Here is a 22,134-nt window from a genome sequence, read left to right on the forward strand (position 1 = left end):
GCGGCAGAGGAATGACCGATGGCGTCAGTCACGGCGGGTCTCCGAGGATGCGCACAGCACCCCGGTGGCCAGCACCGCGACGCCGAAGGCCATGCGGTTCAGGATGTCGGCGATATTGTAGGCCACCGTCAGTTCCCCGGTGTCGGGGATGCCGGCGAAGGCGGTCAGGAAATTGCCGAGCGGATAGATCGCCCAGCCGATGGTGACGATCAGGCGCAGCCAGAAATAGCCGCTGCGCACCGCATCGCTTTCAGCCTCACGCACCGCGTCGTCCATTCCGCCGAAATAGAGCTCGCCGAGAATGTAGAGCCAGAACACGAGCCCGATCAGGAAGGCCAGCGTGGCGTTCATATAGGCCGCCTCGCCCAGGTAGCGGACGAAGACCATCAGCACGGCGACGACGATGAGGCGCCAGAACAGGCCGGCTCCGAGCCGCCGCGAGGTGGCGGCGAAGAAGTAGAGGGCCATCACCTGCAGCGGGATCGACACGACCCAGCCGACATAGTGATAGACGACCGGCACCTGTCCGGCCGCGCCCCAGGCGATCCGTCCCTCCCAGGCCGCGGCGACGCCCACCAGGGCCGCAACGGCGCACAGCGTCACCGGCAGCTTCCAGGCCCGCCCCACCCAGGCCGTGCCGAGAAGCAGCAGCACCGCTGTCGCGGCAAGACCGAAGATCGCCACCGAATAGCTCGCCGCGGTCAGGTCGGCCGTCTCATAAACCGCCATCGCGTTTCCTCCGTTCGCGGATGTGCCTGTTGCCCATGGTCCCGCCTCAGATCTGCGTGCGGATGTGCGGGGAGCGCGCATAGAGCGCGACCATGGGCAGGATCAGCAGTCCGAAGATGAACTGCTGCCATTGAAAGTTGAGGCCGAGCCCGACAAGGAAGCTCGACAGGACCTGCAGGACTAGGACGCCGATCACCGTGAAGCCGTAGCCGCCCTGTCCGCCCAGCAGCGAGGTGCCTCCGACCACGACAGCGGCCAGCGTCAGGAACAGATACTGGTCGCCGACGCCGATGAATCCGCCGCCCGACCAGCCGAGCAACAGCGATCCGGTCAGCGCCGCGAAGAAGCCGGACAGGGCGTACATGGAGACCCAGTAACGCAGCTCCGAGATCATCACCCGGTTGGCCGAGGTGCGGTTGACGCCGAGCGCGTAGAGGTAGCGTCCATAGACGGTGGTGCGCATGCCGACGATCAGAACCAGCGCGATGAGGGCCCAGATCACGATCACCGGCGGAACAGGCAGGCCGAACGTGGTGCCGTTCATCGAGCTCAGGTTGGCCAGCCATTTGGGAACGGTGCCGAACACGTTGCCCGAATAGGCGGTGCCGATCGACGTCAGGATCTGCACGCCGCCGGAGATCGCGAAGCCGGTGCCCAGCGTCACGATCAGCGCCTGACCCTGCAGCCGGTAACTGAGGAACCCGTTGATGACGCCCAGGACGACGCCGACGGTCAGCACGATGATCATGGCGAGCCAGGGCGGCACGCCGAGCGAGATCAGGTAGAGCAGGCCGACATTCGCCGCGCCGATGATGAAGGGGATCGACAGGTCCAGTCCGCCGAGCAGCGCCACCATGGTCTGCCCGACCGAGGCCAGCCCGAGGAAGGCCGCGAAGAGCAGCATCGACTTGATGTTCTGCGCCGAGGAGAAGCCTTCGATGTTCATCGCGCCGACGGAAAAGAGGCCCGACAGAACCATGATGCCGATGAAGGCGGAGCGATTCTGCTGGAACTGTCGGCCGAGCGTGCGCGTCAGGACCAGAATCGTCAGCAGGATCAGCAGCGAGATGACGTTCCAGACATTGAAGAAACCCGTCACGGTCGCGCTGAGCACGAGGAACGCGAGCAGGATCGCGGCGAGCCCCAGAAGCGGCCAGCGATAGCTGTTCCACAGGCTGCGGATCGGACCGGGGCCGTCTTCGCTGTCGCCGCCGATCTCCCAGAACTGGCCAAGAACATAGTGCCAGCCCCACATCCACAGGGCGAGCGTGGCGATGGCGGCCAGGATCACCAACTGCACGCTGACGGCCTCGGCAAAGCCCATGATGATGCCGATGCCGGTCAGGATCAGGCCGGCCACCAGGCCGAGGATGCGGGCGCCGAGCGGCAGGGGGGTGCGCGGGGCAACGCGGGCGGCGTCGGTCATTCGGCGACCTCCTGCGAAACGGGCGCTGCGGTCTGTGCGGGCGGTGCCGGTCTCTCGCTGCTCATCACCCAGGCAATTGCCAGAACCAGCGCCGCCACGACGACACCAGTGGCCATGCCGATCTCACGCCGCCGACCGGCCTCGGTGATCGCAAGGCGCAGGAACAGGGCAACCACGGCGAGGACGATCACCGAAAGGACCAGCGGCGCGGCCTGCAGGCGCAGGGCCTCGGTTGCCGGCGACACGATGGCGATTTCCAGCGGCCCGGTCAGGGCAGCCTGCATGTCGAGCGGGCCGGGAAGGACGGCGCCGGCAGCGCCGAGGCTGCGATAGTCGAAGCTGGCATGCAGGATGACGCCGAGCACCACCACCGACAGGGCGACGAAGTAGAGCAGCGGCGAGAAGTTCGGTATGCGCCGCTGGATCACCGGGATCAGCAGCGTCAGCAGCAGCGAGACGACCAGGATCGTGCCATAGGCGAGATTGGTGACGAAGCTCTGCACCGCGCCGAAGTTGAAGGTCGAGAGCGAGAAGGTGATGAGGTAGAGGTTCAGCGCGCCGAGCGCCGACCCGAAGACGCCCGCCCGCCCGCCGGCCAGCGACGCGCCGCCCAGCACCAGCGCGGTGACGGCGATCAGCGTATAGGTCGTGCCCTGCGAGGGGTCGCCGGAGCCGATCAGGGCGGTGAAGCAGATCGCCGCCAGCCCCGCAAAGGCGCCCGAAATCAGATGCGCGCCGATCCGTACGACGGAGATCTGGACGCCGGAGGTATAGGCGGCGCGCTCGTCCGAGCCCATCAGTCGCAGATGGGTGTAGAAGGCGGTTGCGGTGAACAGCAGCCACAGGCCGGTGGCGATCAGGACGATGATCAGCGGCGGCGAGAAGATGGTGGTGCCGTAGCCCCATTCGGCCATGAATTCCGGGGCAAGGCCGCCTGGTCGCGGCAGTATGACAAGATTGATCCCCGACAGGGCCAGATAGCCGGACAGCGACACGATGATCGGCTGGACGCGGACATAGATGACGATCAGGGCGAACAGGAACTGGTACAGCGCGCCTGCGGCGATGGCGTAGAGGAACACCGCGATCGGGGACGAGATAATGCCGGCGCCGCTCAGTTGGATCAGCGTGACGTTGATGAAGCCGATCAGCGGTCCGACCGACAGGTCGACGGTTCCGCGTCCGGAGATCACCGAGGCCATCAACGCATAGGTTGCCAGGATCAGCGGCGAGACGACGATCACCGCCGCGCCGAGGCCATAGCTTGTCGTCAGGCTGGGCGAGCGCAGGACGGCGAGCGTCAGCAGCGCGAAGAACAGGGTGATCGGCATCAGCAGGAACGGATTCGACCGTCCTCCCTGCCGGGGGGCGTCGCTGCGAGCGCTGGCGCCGGGACCTGTCGTGGTGATGCTCACCGCTGGCCTCCACGGGTCTGACGACCGTCGGCGTCGAACTCGACGATCTTGATACGGCGCGCCGGGGGCGTTGCTGCGGGGGAGGGCGTCCGGTGAGCCGCCTGCGGCACACGGCCTTCCGCTGGCGGGCGGGGCTGGGGCGCGGCGGCGCGAAGGTGGTCGGGGATGTCGACGCGGACCCGCACGCCGTCGCCGGTCGCAGGCGTCTCGGCCGGTCGGCCGGCGACGGGCTTCAACCCCCAGGCAGCGTTGAGCCCGCTTCCGTCGGTCTGGCCGAACATCGCCTCGAGCACGAGATTGGCGCGCAGGCCGCGCCCGTCAAACGCATCGAATGGCGCCCCGTCGCGGAAGACGATCACCCGGGTGGCGAAGCCGAGGAACTCCTCGATCTCGGACGACAGATAGACGACGGAGCGCCCTTCGGCCGCGAAGCGATGCAGGTGCTTGTAGAGCTCGTTCTTGGCGCCGACATCGATGCCTCTCGCCGGGTCGTTCAGCACGATGATGTCGGGACGCATGGCGAAGCCGCGCCCGATCAGCACCTTCTGCTGGTTGCCGCCCGACAGCGAGGTGATGCGGTCTTCCTTGACGCCGAACTTGATCAGCAGGTTGTCGGCCTCGCGTCGGAACGTGGTGTTCAGGGTTTCCCAGTCGATGATGCCGAGGATGCCGGCACGCTTCTTCTCCCGGTAGAGAGGCATCACCATGTTCTCGAAGATCGACAGCGACGCGAAGATGCCTTCGCGCTTGCGGTCGCCGGAGACATAGGCAATGCGTCCCTTGACGGCTTCGGCAAGGGCGCGCACCGGATGCCAGTGTCCGTGCCGATCCTGCACCTCAACGCTGCCGGACGGGGCGGGCTGGACGCCGGCCAGCGCTCGCACGAAGGCATCCTGCCCCTGTCCGTCCAGCCCGGCGATGCCGACGATCTCGCCCCGGCGCAGGTCGAAGTCGAAGCTGCGGCTGGCCGGCCATAGTTTGAGGGCGGCGGCGCGCAGGGCTCGTTCCGGCGTCGCCGGCCGGGCCGGCTCCTGCGTCATGTGCCCGGTTCCAGGGTCCTCGCCAGTCATCAGCGACAGGAGATTGCGCTCGGTGATATCGGCCCGCTCGAGCACGCCGACGTCGCGGCCGTCGCGCATGACCGTGGCACGGTCCGAGATGCGCACCAGTTCCGCGATGCGGTGGGTCACGATCAGCACCGTGGTGCCGGCGTCGCGCAGGGCGCGCATCTTGGAAAACAGCCGTTCGGTGGAATCGAAGTCGAGCGCCGCCGAGCTCTCGTCGAGGATCAGGATGCGCGGATCCGACAGAAGCGCGCGGGCGATGGTGAGCCACTGTTTCAGGGACAGGGGCAGGGTGCCGGCGAGGGCGTGCGGATCGACCGGCTCCCCCGAAAGCTCTTCCATCAACTGGGCGGCGCGGGCGACCTTCTGCGCCTGGCCCAGGGTCTTGGTGAAGAGCGTGTCCGCACCCATGAAGATGTTGTCGACGACGCTGGCCTCATCGGCAACGAGCACCTCCTGATAGACGGTGGAGATGCCGAGTGCGCGGCTTTCGGCCGGGGTGGACGGGCTTTCGCCAAGGATCGATACAGTGCCGCCGTCCACCGGAAGGATGCCGGAAACGACCTTTGCCAGCGTGCTCTTGCCGCAGCCGTTGCCGCCGACGACGGCATGAATTTCGCCGGCCCGGGCGGAGAAGTTGACGCCGTCGAGAGCGCGGGTCGGCCCGAAATACTTGCGAACGTTCCGAACCGCGATGGTCTCGCGGCCGGGCTTCGCTGTTGCGGCGGGGAGAGCGGCGTCGGCCATGGGGTTCCGGCGGTCAGGTGGAAAGGTGGGGCCGCACGGTGTGCGGCCCCGCGGTTTCAGATCCGGTTCACGGCTTGTAGGCGCGCGGATCGGCCGGACGCAGGAAGAAGTCGTCCAGATAGGCGGGGTCCTGGCCCCAGCGGCTCGCTCCGACGGCCAGCCAGTCCGGGCTGTCCTCGTTGCAGTCTTCGCCCATCACCTCGGCGAGATCCTGGTGGGTGATCTTGACCGGATCGACGAGCACCGACTGCACCTTCGGACCCTGGCCCTGCAGCGTGCGCATCATGATGTTCCAGATCAGTTGGATCTCGTCGGCCGGCGGCCAGACCTGATAGGCCGCGGTGATGTAGTCGGGGTTCTTGCGCCAGTAGCAGAGCGCGCCCAGCTCGCCGCCGATCGCGACGGGGATGTTGCCCCGGCCCGACTGCTGCACGGCGCGCAGCACGCCCATCTCGGCGGCCGACTGGACGACGATCGCGTCAAGCTGGCCGGGATTGGTCGCAAGCCAGCGCTGGACCTCGCCCTGGGCGACCTGATCGGTCCACATGCCCGCGACCTGGCCGGCCACGCGAATGTCGGGCGAGCTTGCCAGTCCGGCAAGGACGCCGCGATGCTGGCTGTCGGATCCGGAGGTGCCGGGAATGCCCTCGACCACCAGGACGTTGCCCTTGCCGCCGAGCTGCTCGACCACTTCCCGGGCGATCTCATAGCCTGCGACCTGGTAGTTGACCGAGGAATTGACCGAGTATTCCGAGGTCAGGTAGCCGGTCATCGAGAACACCGGGACACCGCGGTCGGCGGCATACTTGACGGTGGCATTGAGCGCGGTCGGGTTCGAGCAGCACACGATGATCGCATCGACGCCCTGGTCGACCAACTGGCGCATCTGCTGGATCTGCGTCGCGTCGTTCAGGTTGGACTGGGTGACGACGACCTCCGACACAAGCCCCAGCGCCTGCCATTCGGGAATGATGGTGTTCTGCAACTCGTCCATGGCGGCGGCGCGCCAAGTGTTGCCGGCATAGGACGAGGCATAACCGATCTTCCACGGCGGCGGGTTCTTCGCCTTGAACTCGCGCCAGGCGCTGGGCCCGACCGGCTGCATCGGGTCGAGCATGTCCTTGTTGTAGAGACGCTCGACGACAGCGGGGTTGAGTTCGTCGAGGCCTTCCGCCAGGGCCGGGCTGATCGCAACGGCCAGCAGGGCTGCGGTCAGGCCGAGGTATCTTTTCAGCGTCATGCTATTTCCTCCTCAGTTGCCCTCTCTCGGGGCGTGGCTTCAGTCGTAGAAGTCGTGCGGCGCCTTGCGGAACGCGGCCCAGCCGTCGGGGTCGTGGCCGGTGACGACCATCGCGCCGGTGTCCTTCGCGATCCGGCGCAGCTTGGCGACGGAGTTGGCGGCATCGGCGGCGGAGTGAACCAGTCCCGGCAGCGCCCGGTCCTCCCAGTGGTCCTGGGTGTAGGCGGCATCGATGGTCAGCAGCACCGGTCCGGTCTGGGGGAGGGTGACCAGAAACGACATGTGTCCGGGAGAATGGCCGGGCGTGAAGATCATCCGCACCGTGCCGTCGCCGAACAGGTCGTAATTGTCGGTGTAGTCGCCGCCGAGAAACTTCCAGTCGAGGCCCGGCCGGTCGAAATCCGAGCGGATATAGGCGCCCTGGGAGAACCAGTGGGGGCGGAAGGCATAGTCGTATTCCGCCCTCTGCACGACATAGGTGGCCTTCGGGAAGCGGCCGATGGCGCCGGTGTGGTCGAGATGCAGGTGCGACTGCAGGACGTAGCGCACCGTATGCGGCGCCACATCCACCATCTTGAGCTGCTCGATGCAGTTCTCGGACAGGCCCATGACCGGGTCATAGGCATCCACCACCTTGCCCCAGTGTCCGCGCTTGTCGACGGCGACCTCGGCGGCATTGCCGCCATCGATCACCACGTTGCCCTTGGGGTGGCGGATCAGGAACCACGGCACGGGGATCTCGAAGTCCTCCTCACCCTGGTTCATCTTGATGTATTTGAGCTTGGTGCGCAGCGTGCCGGTCTGGAACATGTGCAGCTCCATCCCCGAGGACTTGCGCCGCCGCGCCGGCGTTGCGGCCGGTGCCGGCGTCGGCGCGAAGACCGGGCGGGGGGCAAGCGCCGAGCCGTCCGCGCGGCTCCTGCCGCCGGCGCCATCCGCTTCGACCTCGACCCGCAGGCCCTTATCGTCGAACTCCACGATCTTCATCGGGCGATCACTCCTCCGGCGGCGGCGCGGCTCATGTCCGCTCCTCGATGATGCGCAGCGCTTCCCTCAGGTAGACGGCGAACAGCGGATAGTTTTCGGACATCGGGAAATGGCCGATGTCCTCCATCTCGATGTAGATGCCGCCGGGGATCTGGCGGGCGGTGTTCTCGGTTGCTTCGGGGGGCGTCAGATAGTCGTAGGTACCCGTCATCATGATCACCGGGCAGCGCCGGGTATCGATGTTGCCGAGCTGGCCGCGCAGGTCGTGGTCGATCGAGTAGAAATAGAGATCGCCCCGGAACACCTCGGAGCCTTGCGTGTAGTAGTGCCAGGTCAGCCAGCGGTCCTGGTCGGGGGACTGCGGCGCCATCAGATCCCACACGCCGGAGGCGCAGACCTGAGCGGCGTTGGCGTGGGGATGCCGCCACCAGTCCAGGAAGAAGCCGGGGGCATGCTCCGCCGCCTCGACCGGGATCACGGCGCGGAAGCGGTCCGGATGGTGCAGGGCGAGCTGAAGGGCAAGGTTGCCGCCGAAGGAAGAGCCCATGAAGATCGGGTTCTTCAGCTCCAGCGCGTCGCAGAACGCGACGACGAACTTCATGTAGTGATCGGCGGTGAGGAGGTACTCCTCCTTCCACCATTCGCGATTGTGCGGCGGGTCGGACTTGCCGTGCCGGGCCAGATCATAGGCGATCACGTCGTAGTCCCGGGTGATCGCCTCGTCCTCCAGCAGGCCGCGCCACTGATGATTGTGGCAGCCGGCCGTATGCTGGCACACCAGGGGCTGTCCCTGGCCGTTGCGCAGGTAGAACACCTTGTATTCATAGCCGTCGACGTCGATGGTCACATAGCGACCGATGACCGGCGAGTGCTTGGCCATACCGGAGTCCTTCAGGTCTGGGATTGAAACGCGGGGTCAGACGGGAACGCCGACCTTGCGCAGGAGCTCGAACTGGACAGTGAAGTTCCGCAGGTTCTGCATCATCACGAGGGTGTTGCCCTCGATCTTCAGGTCGCGGCGGAAACTTGCTGCCCAGATGCCGTGATACATCGGCTCGGGAACCGGGCGGGCGAACTCGCGCCAGGTCGCCGGACTTGCGCGCAGGGCGAAGTCGTAGGCATCCAGCGGCCGGGGATCGGTGTTGATGCGATAGACCTTGCCGTCGATCATTTCGACGATGACCTTCGCCGTGCCCATGTCCCACATGTAGGTGCACGTGAAATACTTGGCCATCGCGCCGATGGTGGCGTCACGATCCGAAGCCTCGCTGAAGCGCACGGCCCAGTCGCGCAGGCTCATCACCATTGCTGTTCCTCCCCGGAGGCGGCGCCAGGAGTGCCGCCCAATCCACCCTCAAGAAGAACTGCGTTCTCCTTGGCGATTTCGGTTCAATATGCTGAACTCTTTTCTGTGGACTGAACGTTAGTCATCATGCTAGACGCATGTCAAGGACAAAACGCGGATACATTGCCTGAATTGACAAGCTGGGCGGGGGGCGTAGAACACTCGCGAAGATTGCAGCGGGCACAGGAGGAATGGATGGCGACGGATGGGCTGAAGCCGCGGCTGGTGCCTGCGCTGGAGCGGGGCATACGGATTCTCGATTTCGTGACTCACGCCAGAAATCCCCCCTCGCTCACCGAGATCGCCCGGGAACTCGAGATCGCCAAGAGCTCCGCGCATACGCTGTGCCACACGCTCACGGAACTGGGACTGCTGATCCGCAGGCCGGATCAGACCTTCCGCGTCGGCCCGCATGTGATGCGCTGGGCCAACGCCTTCGTTCAGCAGTCCGATGTCGCCGCCGAATTCGCCACACTGTGGGACGAAGAGACCGAATTGCCGGGTGCGACCATTACCCTGACCGTGCTGGAAGGGGGCGAGGTCGTGTATATCGCGGCGCGGAATTCGGCCATTTCCCACTCCCTCATCGAGTTTCGCGCCGGCATGCGCCTGCCAGCCTGTTTCACCGCGACCGGCAAGGCCTTCCTCAGCCATATGAGCGAGTTCGAGGTCCGGAGATTGTATCCCGAGGGGCTTCCGGAGCCCCGCACGCCCTACAGCGTCAAGGACATCGATACCCTGCTGTCGGAACTGGCGCTGGTGCGGCAGAACGGCTTTTCCGTCGACGACCAGCAGGTGGCCGAAGGGATCATCTGCTTTGGTGCGTCCGTCCTCGATTCGCGCAACCGGCCGATGGCGGGTGTCGCTGTCAGCCTGCCGGTCGACCGGCTGGAGGACACCAGCCAGGATTGCATCATTGCCAGTGTCCAGCGCATCGCCGCGCGCCTGTCACATCGCATGGGAGCGAATATCGGGTTGCACCAGATGACAGATGCCGTCCCTGCAACCGCGAGCGGGTGATCCGCCTCTCCGGTGTTCGGTCGCATGAGGGGGTGAGGCAAGGCTAGCGCTTGCGGACCTGCGCGCAGGCCCAATCCGCGAAGGCCTGGGCCAACTGGCCGCGCGGGCTCTGGTCGGGCATCGCGATGTAATAGGCGGCGGTGGAGACGAGGGCCGGCGCATCCAGCAGCAGCAACTCGCCGGTCGCCAGTTCGGTCTCGATCAGATAGTCGGGCAGCAGCGCCACGCCGAGCCCCGCCTGCGCCGCGGCAATGGTGGTGGCAAAGCTGTCGAAGCGCGGCCCGCGCAGGCTGAAATCCCGTTCAAACCCTGCCTGGGTCAGCCAGTCCTGCCATTGCAGCGGGCGACCGGCATTCTGCAACAGCGGCAGGCGTGCCAACACCGTCTCGACCGGCTCGGCCGGGTCCGGCAGGAGCTGCGGCGCGCAGACGGCGACGACCTGCTCGCTGCACAGATAACGGCACTCGCCCTGCGGCCAGACCGGATCGCCGAAGTGAAAGGCCAGGTCGCAATGCTCCCGCGCCAGCGGAAAGGGAGCGTCATAGGTGATGACGTCGATCTGCAAGCCCGGATGGTCGGCGCAGAAGCGGGGCAGGCGTGGCACCAGCCAGCGGCCGGCAAAGGTCGGCAGCGTGGCGATGCGCAGCACCTCGGGACTGTCGCCGGTGTGCAAGGCGCGCATCATCATCGTCCGGCTGTCCTGCAAGAGCCGCGCCGCCTCGCGCTGGAATTGCAGTCCCGCCGGCGTCAGCACGACCTGACGGCGCACCCGGTTGAACAGCGCGACGCCCAGTTGCGCCTCGAGATCCTGGACATGGCGCGAGATCGAGCTCTGCGTCAGGTGCAATTCCTCGGCCGCGCGGGTAAAGTTCAGGTGTCGTGCCGCGCTGTCGAACGACTGCAGCATGATCATGTCGGGTATCAGTCGGCGGCGAAGATCCATGCGCATCCTGCATCAACTCATGAGATATTAGCACGATTCAATCGATGATCCATGCTTTAGGCAGATGCAAGATGCGATCACCCGCTCAAGGAGCTGACGTGGCGCAGAACGGCTCGACCGGATCCGCTCGACCGGAACGGGCCCGACGCGTGAGGCCGGTGACCGGACCTGGACAACGCCGCCGCGCCGCCGACAGGGCCTGAAAACCGATACATGACTGCCGATAGCTGAACGTCGACAAGGGAACATTCCGATGACCAAGCTGACCGCCGCCACCGCCGAGATCTTTTCCCGGCTTAGCCTCTCGCCCGACCTGCTGACCGGCGGCGATCTGGCCACCTTCTCGCCGCTGACGGGAGAGCAGGTCGCGGCCATCGCGACCCATGACCTCGCCACGACCGATCGCATCATCGCCGACGCGCACAAGGCGTTTCTGGACTGGCGCGGCGTTCCTGCTCCGCGGCGGGGCGAATTGGTGCGCCTGCTGGGTGAGGAACTGCGGGCCAGCAAGAGCGACCTGGGCCGGCTGGTCTCGATCGAGGCGGGCAAGAGCACCTCGGAAGGACTGGGCGAAGTCCAGGAGATGATCGACATCTGCGACTTCGCCGTCGGCCTGTCGCGCCAGCTCTACGGCCTGACCATCGCCACCGAGCGTCCCGGCCACCGGATGATGGAGACCTGGCATCCGCTGGGCGTGGTCGGCATCATCTCGGCGTTCAATTTCCCGGTCGCGGTCTGGTCGTGGAACGCGGCGCTGGCGCTGGTCTGCGGCAACAGCGTGGTCTGGAAGCCCTCGGAGAAGACGCCGCTGACCGCGCTCGCCTGCCAGGCGATCCTGGACCGCGCGCTGGCGCGCTTTGGCGATGCGCCCGCGAACCTGTCGCAGGTGCTGATCGGCGGCCCGCAGATCGGCGCGGCGCTGGTCGAGGACACGCGCGTGCCGGTGATCTCGGCCACCGGCTCGACCCGCATGGGGCGGATCGTCGGTCCCAAGGTCGCGGCGCGCTTCGGCCGGGCGATCCTGGAACTGGGCGGCAACAATGCGGGCATCGTCACGCCGTCCGCCGATCTGGACATGGCGCTGCGCGCGGTTGCCTTCGGCGCCATGGGCACGGCGGGCCAGCGCTGCACGACGATGCGGCGGCTGTTCGTGCATGACAGCGTCTACGATCAGATCGTGCCGAAACTGATCAAGGTCTATGGCCAGGTCAGCGTCGGCAATCCGCTGGAGACCGATGCGCTGGTCGGCCCGCTGATCGACAAGGCCGCCTTCGATGCCATGCAGTCGGCGCTGGATGCTGCCCGCGCGGCCGGCGGTACCGTCCATGGCGGCGAGCGCGTCACCGTCGGCCAGGGCGGCTATTACGCCCGCCCGGCGCTGGTCGAGATGCCCAGCCAGACCGGCCCGGTGCTGGAGGAGACCTTCGCGCCGATCCTTTACGTGATGCGCTACCAGGACCTGACCGACGCCATCGCCCAGCACAATGCAGTGGGCGCGGGCCTGTCGTCCTCGATCTTCACGCTGGATATGCGCGAGATGGAGATGTTCCTGTCGTCCGCCGGCTCGGATTGCGGCATCGCCAACGTGAACATCGGCACCTCGGGCGCCGAGATCGGCGGCGCCTTCGGCGGCGAGAAGGAGACCGGCGGCGGCCGTGAAAGCGGTTCGGACGCGTGGAAGGGCTACATGCGCCGCGCGACCAACACGATCAACTACTCCACCGCGCTGCCGCTGGCCCAGGGCGTCAAGTTCGACATCTGAGGCGAGGCAAGACCCCGCGATGCAGGCCGCCGCCGGGCTCCCGCCCAGTGGCGGCTGTGTCGTGTCTTCCCCGGCGCGAGACTGCCGGGGATCAGGGCTCGCGCAGCTCCTCAAGCAGCGCGATCAGGTCCGCCAGGGCGGCCGAGGGCGGGCGCGCCTCGGGCCAGACCAGCGCATAGCGGCCCTGCGTGGGGGCATAGCGATCGAAGGCCGGCACCAGTCGGCCACGATGGAACTCGGCCTCGGCCATGGGGCGGGGCAGCAGGGCCAGTCCAAAGCCCAGCACCGCCGCCTCGGCCAGGGTGGCGAACTGGTCGAACAGCATGCCCCGCAGGCGCGAGGCCTCGGTTCCTTGGGCCTGGAACCACTCCTCCCAGGCGCCGGGGCGGCCTTCCAGATGCAGAAGCGGCAGCGCCAGCAGCGCCTGCGGATCGTCGATGCGGTCTGGCCGCAGGGTCGGAGCACAGCAGGGGATGACCTCTTCGCCGGCAAGATCCAGCCAGCACATGCCCGGCCAGTCGCGCAGCCCGAAGTGGATCGCCGCGTCGAAGCGCTCCTGCGCGAAGTTGAAAGGCTTCAGGCGCGTGCCGAGATTGATCGAGATCTCGGGATGGCGCGCGGCATAGATGCGCAGCCGCGGCGCCAGCCAGGACATGCCGAAGGCCGGGCGGATGGCAAGGTTCAGGCTGATCCGCGTCCCGGCGGCACGGATGCGCAAGCTGGCGTCGGCCAGATCCTGCAGGCAGTTCCGCGCGGATTGGGCATAGTCGCGGCCACTGTCGGTCAGCCGGACGCCGCGCCCTTCGCGGCGCAGCAGTTCGACGCCAAGCTGCTCTTCCAGTACGGTCAACTGACGGCTGACGGCGGAATGGGTCAGCGCCAGATCCTGCGCCGCTGCTGTCACCGACCCCAGCCGGTCCACCGCTTCCAGTGCCAGCAGCGAGGGGATTGAGGGCAGGAACCGACGCGGCGCAATCATGTGAGTTTTCCTTGAGTATCGGTGACGAAATCGCGCTTTTTTAGCAGGTTTCGCGATTTATGCTCACGCCAATGTCAAATCGCCCGGATCAGGCGGGCACGTTCGGGGACGCTTCCATGACCAGCAAGGGAAATCTTTGGCGGGCGAGTTCTGCTGTTCGGGTCGAGGCACCGGCGCTGGACCGCCCGCTGGACGTGGACCTGGCGATCATCGGCGGCGGCTTCACCGGCCAGGCCGCGGCGCTGGAGGGTGCGCGGCGCGGCGCCTTGGTCGCCGTGTTCGAGGGCGAGACCTTCGGCCACGGTGGTTCGGGGCGCAATGTCGGGCTGGTCAATGCGGGGCTTTGGCTGCCCCCCGAAGAGGTCGTCAGGGCAATGGGCGCCGAGGCGGGCGGGCGGCTGATGGCGCTGCTGGCCGATGCGCCGCGCCGGGTGTGGTCGCTGATCGAGCGCGAGGGCATCGAGTGCGAGGCGACGCGGCAGGGCACGCTGCATCTGGCTCATGCGCCTGCCGGCTTTCGCGATCTGGCCGAGCGGCACCGCCAGGGTACGGCCCTCGGCTGGCCGCTGCAATTGCTGGATGCGGCGGAAGCGGCCCGCCGCACCGGCAGCAGGGCCTTTCACGGCGCGCTGTTCGATCCGCGTGCGGGTACGATCCAGCCGCTGTCCTATGCGCTGGGTCTGGCGCGGGCGGCAATTTCGGCGGGGGCGCAGGTGTTCGAGCACAGCCGCGTCAGCCGGGTGCGGCGCGAGGACCAGCACTGGCATCTGAGCGTGAACGGTCAGCCGGTGCGGGCGCGCAGCCTGCTGCTGGCGACCAACGCCTATTTCGACGGGATCGACATGGGCACACGCCCGGAGATCGTCGCCGTCAACTATTTCCAGGCCGCGACCGTGCCGATCCCGCAGGACCTGCGCTTGCGCATCCTGCCGGGGCGCCAGGGCTGCTGGGATACGGATCTGGTCATGTCCTCGTTCCGCATGGACGCGCAGGGCCGCTTCATCATCGGCGGCATCGGCAATCTGGAAGGGCCGGGACGGGCTGTCCACATGAGCTGGGCGCGCCGCAAGCTGCGTCAGACCTTCCCGGAACTGGGCGACCTGCCGTTCGAACATGACTGGTCCGGCCGCATCGCCATGACCGGCGATCACATCCCCAAGATCCTGCGCTTCGGCACCTCGGCCCTGGCCTGCTTCGGCTATTCCGGCCGGGGGATCGGGCCGGGCACCACTTTCGGCACGCTTGCGGCCGAGGCGCTTTTGACCGGCGACGACACCGTCCTGCCCGTCGCGCCGGTGACCAGCCACCGCGAGAGCTTCGTTCCCGTGCGCGAGGCCTATTACGAGATGGGCGCCGTCCTGACCCATGCCGTCAAGGCGAGGGGCGGCGCCTGACGCGGGCGGGCCCGTCCGCCCGTTCTTGCGGCGCGGTGCAGCGGCGCGCGCAGCCTGCACGCAGCCTGTGTGGGAGGTAGTGCGCCCTTCAGGCCGTGGACTGAGGCCGCGGACTGGAATGCTTGCTGTAACCCGCAAGAACAGTTGGCAATTGACGGGGAGATCCGGGGAGACCCGAGGAGGGCCGGAAACAGGCAGAGACACCGTGGGAAATCAAGGATTTGTGCGGGGTTTGACGGGGTTGTGCGGCGGAAAGCCGCGTGCCGTTGATCGGATCGGCCGCGCAAGATCACTTGGCAATTGGGGCCGAAAAAGCCAGTTGGCGCCGAGTTTCCCAGGCTAAAAATGGCAGAAATCCGCCAATCGTCGATTTGATGGTGGGAACAGAAATGCCGGATAGGCCGCTGAGTTCCCACCATGAAAAAACGGCTAATTTCTGCCGGAGTCGGCCGAAACTCGGGCTCTGAGAGGCGTTGATGGTGGGAAATTTCAAATCGCGCCGAAAGCGCCTATTCGACGGGCTCCAGACCGGCCAGCAGAGCGGCCAGCGCGAGGCGCAGCTCGCCCGTCTCAGGGATCGGCTTGGTGCCGCGCTCCCATGTCGAGATCGTCACCGGATGGCGGCCGAGGGCGGCGGCAAGCTCGACCTGGTTTAGGCCGAGCTTGGTGCGGATCTCGCGGAGATCTGCGGGGGTCATGATCAGACCTGCGGATTGCGCGTGTTGAAGGCAAATTCTTCACCGAACTTGTCTTCATGGGCGGAGCAATAGGCATCGAAGAACGCCTGATCGCTGTCGAAGCCCTGAGAGTGCAGAGCCTCGCGGATGTCGTCGTCCATCATGTTGGCGACTGCGTCCATGTCGAATTCTGCGCCGTGCTGGTTGGTGATCTTGGTCATCTGTCTGTCTCCGCCCCTCATTTCCGGGAGGCGCCGGTCACCAGCTCCCTTGCTGATGACTTGAATATAAGTCTGAGACTTAGTGATGTCAAACAAAAAATAAGTCTCAGGCTTATTTTTATCCGGCGGGGCTCCGCTAGAGCACCAGCCCGATCTGGCGCACATGCTCATGGTGGCCACTCATCAGTCCCATTTTTGACCGCCGGACCGGATCCTGTCGACAATGGTCATGGCTTTGTTGAAGCCTTCGAGATACGTGCTCGTGTCGACGGGATAGTCATACGGCCAGCGATAGCGCCGGGTCAGAAGTTGAGATCCCGTTTTGAGCTGAGACAGGATCCGGCCTGCGGGAACACAACCATCTCGATCCGTGGTGATCGGCTGATGCTTGTCGACACGAATTTGCCCACGCCGACCAGGAAAGTCATGCCCAGAGATACAGATGCTCTGAGGCGTTGCAGAAAATCCATAATAGACCAGAACACCCCCCGTGGCTCTGTCAAAGCTACACCTCCGCTTATCTCTCATCTTGTCAATGCGGCAGTCGATGGACCAATGCTCGACGCTTGTATCTGGGCTGTTGGAAACAGATGCGCTGCCATCGTAGTACATTCGGACATAGTAGCCATCTTCCAGAACAGCAGGATTGCGCTCGCTGGATTGATGTTGCCCCGTCTGGCAGCCACCCGCCGCCAGCAGTAGAACCAGAGCTGCGCGTTTCATCATTTGTTCCCCCAAACCCCATTGCTACCAATGAGCGTAGTTGTACGACGATTGCAATTCCGGCAAAGGCCGGAAAAGACTACGGGATCGACGTTGTAGTGTGGACGATCATGAGGCCGGACGTTTACCGGTGCCCGGCGCAGCCGCAGCCGTCTGGAGCCTCCTACGCAGCCGCGCCTCCAGCCACGGCAGGAGCGCCTCTAGCTCCGCCGGATCGGCAGGGTCCTCAGCACGCGTTATGACAGCGTTATAGGCGTCCGCCTGTTCGCCAAGCAGGGCATCCGGCGGCAGCCTGACGCCTTCCTCCTTATGCACGCGCGCCACAAGGCGGCCGACCTGGCGAAATAGTGCCGGATCGATTGCGCGCACGGGAGGCGGAGCCTGACCCGCATCGGTGAGCATCTCTCCTTCGCCCGTAGCAAGCCACTCCAAGCTCCGCCCCAGCGACTGGCTCAGCTTCACCACGTTGTTGAATGGCGGTTGAGATGTGCCGGCCAAGTACTTGTTCAAGGTGCCGAGCGGAATGCCTGTCCGCTCGGCCGCGAGCTTTGGTCCCCCCGATTCCTTGATTGCGAGTTTGAGCCGATCCAGGAAGCCAGCTTCTAGGTGAGGTTCCATTTCAGGGACCCCACTCTTTTATTGACTTCCAAATGTGGATTGATCGAGTTCCACATATGGAATATACCTGCCTTACGCCCCGTGATTCGGGGCTGTTGTCACACATCGCGTTCCAAAGAAACCGGCCTGCTGCAACAGGCCGGTTTCACCCAAAGGAGTCTCCCATGAAGTCTGGCACGGGTCCCGTCTGGGACCAGCACTCTATCAAGGCCGAGCTGCATCGGCGAGGCATGACGCTGACGGCCCTGGCTGAGAGCGTCGGCATGACGCAGAACAGCTTCAGCCACGTCTGGAAGCGCACCCATCGCCGAGCCGAGGCGGCGATCGCCGAGTTCCTGAATGTGCCTGTCGAGCAGCTCTTTCCCGACCGGTATCCGATCACGAAAGCCCGGATCTTCGATAGCAAGAAATACGGCCGGGCAGAAGGTCAGAAAGCGGCCTCCGCGTCTGACAGGGCGGCGGCGTGATGCGCCCGGTCCTGTCAGCACTGCAGGCTGTCCTTGACATGCTTCCGGACCCGCAAGACCTGGCGGCGGCCGCCGTCCTGTGCCTCGCGGTCGCGGCGTTCCTGCTGTTTGTGGGAGTGTCTTCGGATCTCATGCTGGTCTGGAGGATGGGGTGATGCGTCCCTACGAAGTTGTCTTGCTTGGCATGACCATCCTCGTATGCGCGGGCACGATCCTGATGCTCCTGCGCACCGTGTGGGCCGAGCTGCAGTCCTCGCTGTATATCCTGACAAGGACGAAAACGGCCCTTAGGGAGATCGAGGGCGACACCCGGAACGAACGGTCTCCAGGCGAGGCTGACGGGTACGTCTATGAAGCCGGGCGCGGCTATGTCTACCGGCCGCAGGGTGCACGCTAATGGCGCCCTTCGCCCTCACCAACGACCTCGGCCCATGCGATTTCAAGAGCCCGAAAAGCAATCGGGGCGCACGATGACCTCCGGCGCTCCGCGCGAGATCGCGCTCGCACAGATCGACGTGCCCGCCGGCCGGCGCAAGGTCGACCCGGATTGGGTGGCGGCGCTGGCCGCCGATATCGACGGCCAGGGGCTCCGCATCCCGATCCTCGTGGTCGAGGCGGGTAAGCGTTTCCGGCTGATCGCGGGCGCCCACCGGCTCGGCGCGGCGAAGGCGCTCAAGTGGAAGGCTATCCCTGCCGACGTGAAACCGGCGGATGCGTTCGCCGACGAGGCCGCCCTGCGGCTTGCGGAGATCGCCGAGAACCTGATGCGCCGCGAGCTCTCGGCGCTGGACAGGGCGATGGATGTCGCCGCATGGCGCGAGATCTACGAGCAGGCCCAGGGCGCGGTGAAGCCGGGTCGGAAGAAATCGTTCCAAGTTGGAACCAATTCCGACGCCGACCCGATGGCAGTCGCGGCCGAGCGATTTTCGGCCGCCTTCAATGAGGCAGCACAGCGAGCTTTGGGGCTCGGAAAGACCGCCGTCTGGCGCTGCCTGAAGATCGCGACGCTGGACGCGGATACGCGGGAACGGGTCGCCTTGACGCGGCTTGCCGACAATCAGTCCGAGTTGATCGCGCTCGCCGATGTCGAGCGGGAGATGCGCCCCGCCGTGCTGGATCACGTGCTCAGCGAGCCGCCGATGGCGGGCTCGGTGGCGGCGGCGCTGGGCATGATCGAGGGGCGCAAGCCCGAAGACCAGGCCGAGAAGGCGTTCCGCTCGTTTTCCGACAGCTGGCGGCGGTTTCCCGTCCGGCAGCGCCGCGCCTTCGTGCGCGCGCATCAGGCCGAGATCCTCGACATGCTGAAAGAGGAAGGTGCGCTCTGATGGTGAAGGCGCGCAAAGACGACCTGACGGGGGACCTGCTGTCCTGGGAGCCGCCGAAAGTGGCCGCCGGGTTCGAGCCCGGCGCCATTCGCGGCTCGCGGCTGGCCTCGCAGATCAGCCAGGCCGTCGCGCTCGCCCTGAAATCGTCGTCGCTTTCGCGGCCTGAGATCGCTGCCGCGATGACCGCAGAGCTCGGCTATGCGGTCTCGGAAAACATGCTGGCGAACTACGCCTCGGAAGGGGCGGAAGCGCATCGCATCACGCTGGAGCGCTTCCTCGCGCTGATCGAGGTGACCGGCTGCACAGACCTTGTCGGGTTCGTGGCCGAGCGGTTCGGACTGGTGGCGGTCGACGCGCGCTACCGCGCGCTCATCAATGTGCATCTGGCCGAAGAGGCCGAGGCGAAAATCCAGAAATTCAAGGCCGCCGAAAAGGCCAAGTGGGGGGCCGTTTGATGAACGCGCAGAGCCCGACGCAGGTGCAGGTCTGGTTCACGGCGGCGGAGATCGCCAGCCTCGCGGCCGCTGGCGACATGCCGGGAATGCCGGAAACCAAGCGCGGCGTGAATGCTCTCGCCGACCGGGAAAGCTGGCACCGATACCACGCTCTCGTGCGCCAGCGCTCCGGTAGCGAGGGCAGCGGGTATGAGTACCACCTCGATCTCCTGCCGCTGGACGTGCGGCTTGGGTATCTGTCGCGCCAGATCGGCCCGGCGCTGGCGCTCAGGGACGGTGACAGTCCGGCAGACCTGCGGGGCAGCGGAGATCTCACCGATCGGGCGCGGCTGACACGGGACGCGCGGGTGACGATCCTGCGCCTCGCCGATCGCTTCCGGCAGATGCTCGACCTTGGCGCGCTCGGGACCGACAGCCTGTTTGCCGACATGTACAATGCCGGCCGTGTGCCGCTGCCCGAATGGGCGGCGGGGGTGGTCAGGCATGTGTCCGCCCGGACGCTGATGCGCTGGCGACAGGCGCGCGCGATCGCCGGCAGCGCCGCGCTCGGGCACGATCCCGCAGCGGCCCGCAAGGGCAAGGGGTTGCTCGCCACGGCCGAAGGCGGCCGGATGCGGGCCTATATCCTCGCATGGATCCTCCGCAATCCGGCCCTGTCGGCGGAGATGATCCGCGACTATTGCGAGGGCGAGTTCGGCGCCGAGATCACAGACCGGCATGGCGAGGTCAAGCCGCTGCCGCCGGTGCGGACATTCCAGCATTTCATCCGGGAGCTGCGCGCCGCCGAAAAGGTGGTCATCACCAAAAACACCAATCCCGATCTCTATCGCTCGACCATGGCCCTGCGCGGCACGGGTGCCTATCGGTGGGTCAGGGAGCCAAATCAGCTCTGGCAGATCGACGCCTCGCCGGTCGATGCGCTGTGCACGGACGGCCGGCACTCGATGTATGCCTGCATCGATATCGCCACGCGGCGGATGGTCATCACCCTCACCAAGACTCCCCGCGCCTCGGCCGTGGGTCTGCTGATCCGCAAGGCGCTGCTGGCCTGGGGCGTGCCCAAGACGGTCAAAACGGACAATGGCTCCGATTTCAAGGCGCGGGCCACCGTCCAACTTTTCGACGATCTCGATATCGAGGTCGACGTCTCGGCCGCGTACAGCCCGACCGAAAAGGCGCATGTCGAGCGCGTCATCAAGACGTTTCAGCATACGTTCGCGGTGCAGCTCCCCGGCTATGTCGGCCATGACGTGGCCAAGCGCAAGGCGATCGAGGAGCGCAAGGCGTTCAGCCAGCGCCTCGGCACGGATGACGCCGAGCTTTTCGAGGTCGCGCTGTCGGCAGCCGAGGTGCAGGCGCATGTCGACGAGTGGCTTGAGGTCTACTACCACGCCCGGCCTCACGGCGGCTTCAAGGGGGCTTTGAAGGGGCTGACGCCGGCGCAGGCGGCGGCCACCTCGACCGCTCCGATCGCCCGCGTGGACGAGCGCGCCCTGGATGTCCTGCTGATGCCGCTGGCCGGCCGGGACGGCCGGCGCAGGATGACCGGCCAGGGGATCAGGATCGATCATCTGTATTATCTCTCCGGCCGCATCCTGCCCGGCACCGACGTGATCGTCCGCCTCGACCCGATCGACATGGGCAAGGTCTACGTCTTCTCGGCGGCCGATGGCCGGTTTCTCGATACCGCTATTTGCCCGGAGCTGCGCGACATCAACCGCCCGGCCTTCGTGCGGGCCGAAAAGGACGTCGCGCGCCAGATCCTCGCCGATCGCGAGCGGGACGCGAAAGCCGAGCTGCGCAGGATCAGGAAGGGGCCGTCCGGCATCGAGCGGACGCTGCAGCTCTACCGGGAGAAGGCCGACGCCCGCGCCCGCGAGAGCGCCAATGTCGTCCCGCTGCCCAAGCGCGAGACGGAACACTCGACACCCGCCATTGCCGCCGCGCTGGACGCGGCCAGGCCGGCCGAGCCCCCCGCGCAACCCAAACGCGCGGCGGAGCTGCTCGCCGAAATGCGCCAGGAGATGGCGGCGCCGGCCGCTTCCGCGCCGATGGTCACGCCACTTCGCCGCCAGGAGACGCCGCAGCTCCGCTTCCGCCGGGCGCAGGACCTGATGGCGCGTGTCGAGGCCGGCGAGGCCATCAGCACAGAGGATGCGATGTGGCTGGGTGGCTACAGGTCCGGCCCGGAATACCGCGCTTTGCAGGCCCTGCATGAGGATTTCGGCGGCTAGGCCCGCCCAAAAAAAAGGAGCCCCGGCGAACCGGAGCCCCAAGCACTTACGAAGGAGAGAATGATGACGGCAAACGAGCACACGGTCAAGACGGGTGGGTCCGGCGGGTCCATCGCGCCGCTGAAAAATGTCGCGACCCTGATGATGATGATCGAGGCGCTGCGCTCGCGCATGGTCGGACTGCCGGGGATCGGCGTCTTTTCGGGCGACAGCGGCTACGGGAAGAGCGTCGCCGCGCAGTACGCCATGAACCGGACTGGCGCAATCTATGTCGAGGTCCGCCACTACTGGCGGGCAAAGCCGCTCTGCGAAGCCATCCTGCAGGAGGCGGGGCAGCCCCGGCCGCGCGGCACCGTGGCGCAG

Annotated in this window: 22 protein-coding genes and 1 pseudogene; 9 read left to right on the forward strand and 14 right to left on the reverse strand. The window is 66.2% G+C overall.

Annotated features, from left to right (window positions below; genetic code table 11):
• Nucleotides 1–24: 24 nt before the first annotated feature.
• From TSB10P1A_RS04855 to TSB10P1A_RS04890, 8 genes are all read right to left on the reverse strand, one after another.
• Nucleotides 25–729 (reverse strand): bacteriorhodopsin, encoded by a 705-nt coding sequence (locus TSB10P1A_RS04855; protein ID WP_186386783.1) that lies wholly within the window; start codon nucleotides 727–729, stop codon nucleotides 25–27.
• 46 nt (nucleotides 730–775) lie between these two features.
• The gene (locus TSB10P1A_RS04860) at nucleotides 776–2,155 is read right to left on the reverse strand and encodes an ABC transporter permease (RefSeq protein ID WP_244292988.1); all 1,380 of its coding nucleotides are present in this window, start codon (nucleotides 2,153–2,155) and stop codon (nucleotides 776–778) included.
• A complete protein-coding gene (locus tag TSB10P1A_RS04865; RefSeq protein ID WP_244292990.1) occupies nucleotides 2,152–3,570 on the reverse strand; it encodes an ABC transporter permease in 1,419 nt (472 codons plus the stop codon). The genes TSB10P1A_RS04860 and TSB10P1A_RS04865 overlap by 4 nt, the downstream gene beginning before the upstream one ends.
• Nucleotides 3,567–5,381: a sugar ABC transporter ATP-binding protein gene (locus TSB10P1A_RS04870; RefSeq protein ID WP_186386784.1), complete on the reverse strand. Its 1,815-nt coding sequence runs from the start codon at nucleotides 5,379–5,381 to the stop codon at nucleotides 3,567–3,569. Before TSB10P1A_RS04870 ends, TSB10P1A_RS04865 begins: the two co-directional genes overlap by 4 nt.
• 67 nt (nucleotides 5,382–5,448) lie before the next feature.
• Nucleotides 5,449–6,621 (reverse strand): ABC transporter substrate-binding protein, encoded by a 1,173-nt coding sequence (locus TSB10P1A_RS04875; protein WP_208985288.1) that lies wholly within the window; start codon nucleotides 6,619–6,621, stop codon nucleotides 5,449–5,451.
• Nucleotides 6,622–6,660: 39 nt separating this feature from the next.
• A complete protein-coding gene (attM, locus tag TSB10P1A_RS04880; RefSeq protein WP_186386803.1) occupies nucleotides 6,661–7,443 on the reverse strand; it encodes an N-acyl homoserine lactonase AttM in 783 nt (260 codons plus the stop codon).
• Nucleotides 7,444–7,639: 196 nt separating this feature from the next.
• Nucleotides 7,640–8,488: an alpha/beta fold hydrolase gene (locus TSB10P1A_RS04885; protein ID WP_186386785.1), complete on the reverse strand. Its 849-nt coding sequence runs from the start codon at nucleotides 8,486–8,488 to the stop codon at nucleotides 7,640–7,642.
• Between the two features lie 36 nt (nucleotides 8,489–8,524).
• Nucleotides 8,525–8,914, reverse strand: coding sequence for a hypothetical protein (locus TSB10P1A_RS04890; RefSeq protein WP_186386786.1), 390 nt, complete (start codon nucleotides 8,912–8,914; stop codon nucleotides 8,525–8,527).
• Nucleotides 8,915–9,148: 234 nt separating this feature from the next.
• Here TSB10P1A_RS04890 and TSB10P1A_RS04895 point away from each other — a divergent pair, with 234 nt between their 5' ends.
• Nucleotides 9,149–9,973 (forward strand): IclR family transcriptional regulator, encoded by an 825-nt coding sequence (locus TSB10P1A_RS04895; protein ID WP_186386787.1) that lies wholly within the window; start codon nucleotides 9,149–9,151, stop codon nucleotides 9,971–9,973.
• Between the two features lie 43 nt (nucleotides 9,974–10,016).
• Here TSB10P1A_RS04895 and TSB10P1A_RS04900 read toward each other — a convergent pair whose 3' ends face one another.
• Complete coding sequence (locus tag TSB10P1A_RS04900) at nucleotides 10,017–10,916, reverse strand: LysR family transcriptional regulator (RefSeq protein ID WP_186386788.1); 900 nt, start codon at nucleotides 10,914–10,916, stop codon at nucleotides 10,017–10,019.
• Nucleotides 10,917–11,169: 253 nt separating this feature from the next.
• Here TSB10P1A_RS04900 and TSB10P1A_RS04905 point away from each other — a divergent pair, with 253 nt between their 5' ends.
• Nucleotides 11,170–12,678, forward strand: coding sequence for an aldehyde dehydrogenase family protein (locus TSB10P1A_RS04905; protein ID WP_186386789.1), 1,509 nt, complete (start codon nucleotides 11,170–11,172; stop codon nucleotides 12,676–12,678).
• 91 nt (nucleotides 12,679–12,769) lie between these two features.
• On the opposite strand, the gene TSB10P1A_RS04910 is transcribed toward TSB10P1A_RS04905, so the two are convergent.
• Nucleotides 12,770–13,657 carry a LysR substrate-binding domain-containing protein gene (locus TSB10P1A_RS04910; protein WP_186386790.1) on the reverse strand — a complete coding sequence of 296 codons (888 nt, stop codon included), beginning with the start codon at nucleotides 13,655–13,657 and terminating at the stop codon, nucleotides 12,770–12,772.
• A gap of 116 nt (nucleotides 13,658–13,773) precedes the next feature.
• On the opposite strand from TSB10P1A_RS04910, the gene TSB10P1A_RS04915 reads away from it, so the two are divergent.
• Nucleotides 13,774–15,051 (forward strand): FAD-binding oxidoreductase, encoded by a 1,278-nt coding sequence (locus TSB10P1A_RS04915; RefSeq protein ID WP_186386791.1) that lies wholly within the window; start codon nucleotides 13,774–13,776, stop codon nucleotides 15,049–15,051.
• Nucleotides 15,052–15,560: 509 nt separating this feature from the next.
• On the opposite strand, the gene TSB10P1A_RS04920 is transcribed toward TSB10P1A_RS04915, so the two are convergent.
• The 4 genes from TSB10P1A_RS04920 to TSB10P1A_RS04935 form a co-directional block, all read right to left on the reverse strand.
• Nucleotides 15,561–15,749: a helix-turn-helix domain-containing protein gene (locus TSB10P1A_RS04920; protein WP_186386792.1), complete on the reverse strand. Its 189-nt coding sequence runs from the start codon at nucleotides 15,747–15,749 to the stop codon at nucleotides 15,561–15,563.
• A 2-nt stretch (nucleotides 15,750–15,751) separates the two neighbouring features.
• Nucleotides 15,752–15,949: a hypothetical protein gene (locus TSB10P1A_RS04925; RefSeq protein WP_186386793.1), complete on the reverse strand. Its 198-nt coding sequence runs from the start codon at nucleotides 15,947–15,949 to the stop codon at nucleotides 15,752–15,754.
• Between the two features lie 183 nt (nucleotides 15,950–16,132).
• On the reverse strand, nucleotides 16,133–16,672 hold the full coding sequence (locus tag TSB10P1A_RS04930; RefSeq protein WP_186386794.1) for a hypothetical protein: 540 nt from the start codon (nucleotides 16,670–16,672) through the stop codon (nucleotides 16,133–16,135).
• A gap of 108 nt (nucleotides 16,673–16,780) precedes the next feature.
• The gene (locus TSB10P1A_RS04935) at nucleotides 16,781–17,290 is read right to left on the reverse strand and encodes a helix-turn-helix transcriptional regulator (protein ID WP_186386795.1); all 510 of its coding nucleotides are present in this window, start codon (nucleotides 17,288–17,290) and stop codon (nucleotides 16,781–16,783) included.
• Nucleotides 17,291–17,454: 164 nt separating this feature from the next.
• Here TSB10P1A_RS04935 and TSB10P1A_RS04940 point away from each other — a divergent pair, with 164 nt between their 5' ends.
• The 6 genes and pseudogenes from TSB10P1A_RS04940 to TSB10P1A_RS04965 form a co-directional block, all read left to right on the forward strand.
• Nucleotides 17,455–17,757: a helix-turn-helix transcriptional regulator gene (locus tag TSB10P1A_RS04940; RefSeq protein WP_186386796.1), complete on the forward strand. Its 303-nt coding sequence runs from the start codon at nucleotides 17,455–17,457 to the stop codon at nucleotides 17,755–17,757.
• Between the two features lie 154 nt (nucleotides 17,758–17,911).
• Complete coding sequence (locus TSB10P1A_RS04945; RefSeq protein WP_186386797.1) at nucleotides 17,912–18,154, forward strand: hypothetical protein; 243 nt, start codon at nucleotides 17,912–17,914, stop codon at nucleotides 18,152–18,154.
• A gap of 73 nt (nucleotides 18,155–18,227) precedes the next feature.
• Complete coding sequence (locus tag TSB10P1A_RS04950) at nucleotides 18,228–19,082, forward strand: ParB/RepB/Spo0J family partition protein (protein ID WP_256376646.1); 855 nt, start codon at nucleotides 18,228–18,230, stop codon at nucleotides 19,080–19,082.
• The gene (locus tag TSB10P1A_RS04955; RefSeq protein ID WP_186386799.1) at nucleotides 19,082–19,537 is read left to right on the forward strand and encodes a hypothetical protein; all 456 of its coding nucleotides are present in this window, start codon (nucleotides 19,082–19,084) and stop codon (nucleotides 19,535–19,537) included. Before TSB10P1A_RS04950 ends, TSB10P1A_RS04955 begins: the two co-directional genes overlap by 1 nt.
• Complete coding sequence (locus tag TSB10P1A_RS04960) at nucleotides 19,537–21,771, forward strand: DDE-type integrase/transposase/recombinase (protein ID WP_208987010.1); 2,235 nt, start codon at nucleotides 19,537–19,539, stop codon at nucleotides 21,769–21,771. Before TSB10P1A_RS04955 ends, TSB10P1A_RS04960 begins: the two co-directional genes overlap by 1 nt.
• Nucleotides 21,772–21,834: 63 nt before the next feature.
• Nucleotides 21,835–22,134: pseudogene (locus TSB10P1A_RS04965) on the forward strand (ATP-binding protein); the annotation flags it as partial.

Origin of the sequence: Stappia sp. TSB10P1A, from assembly GCF_900185725.1 — a bacterium.
In the GTDB taxonomy this organism is placed as follows: domain Bacteria; phylum Pseudomonadota; class Alphaproteobacteria; order Rhizobiales; family Stappiaceae; genus Stappia.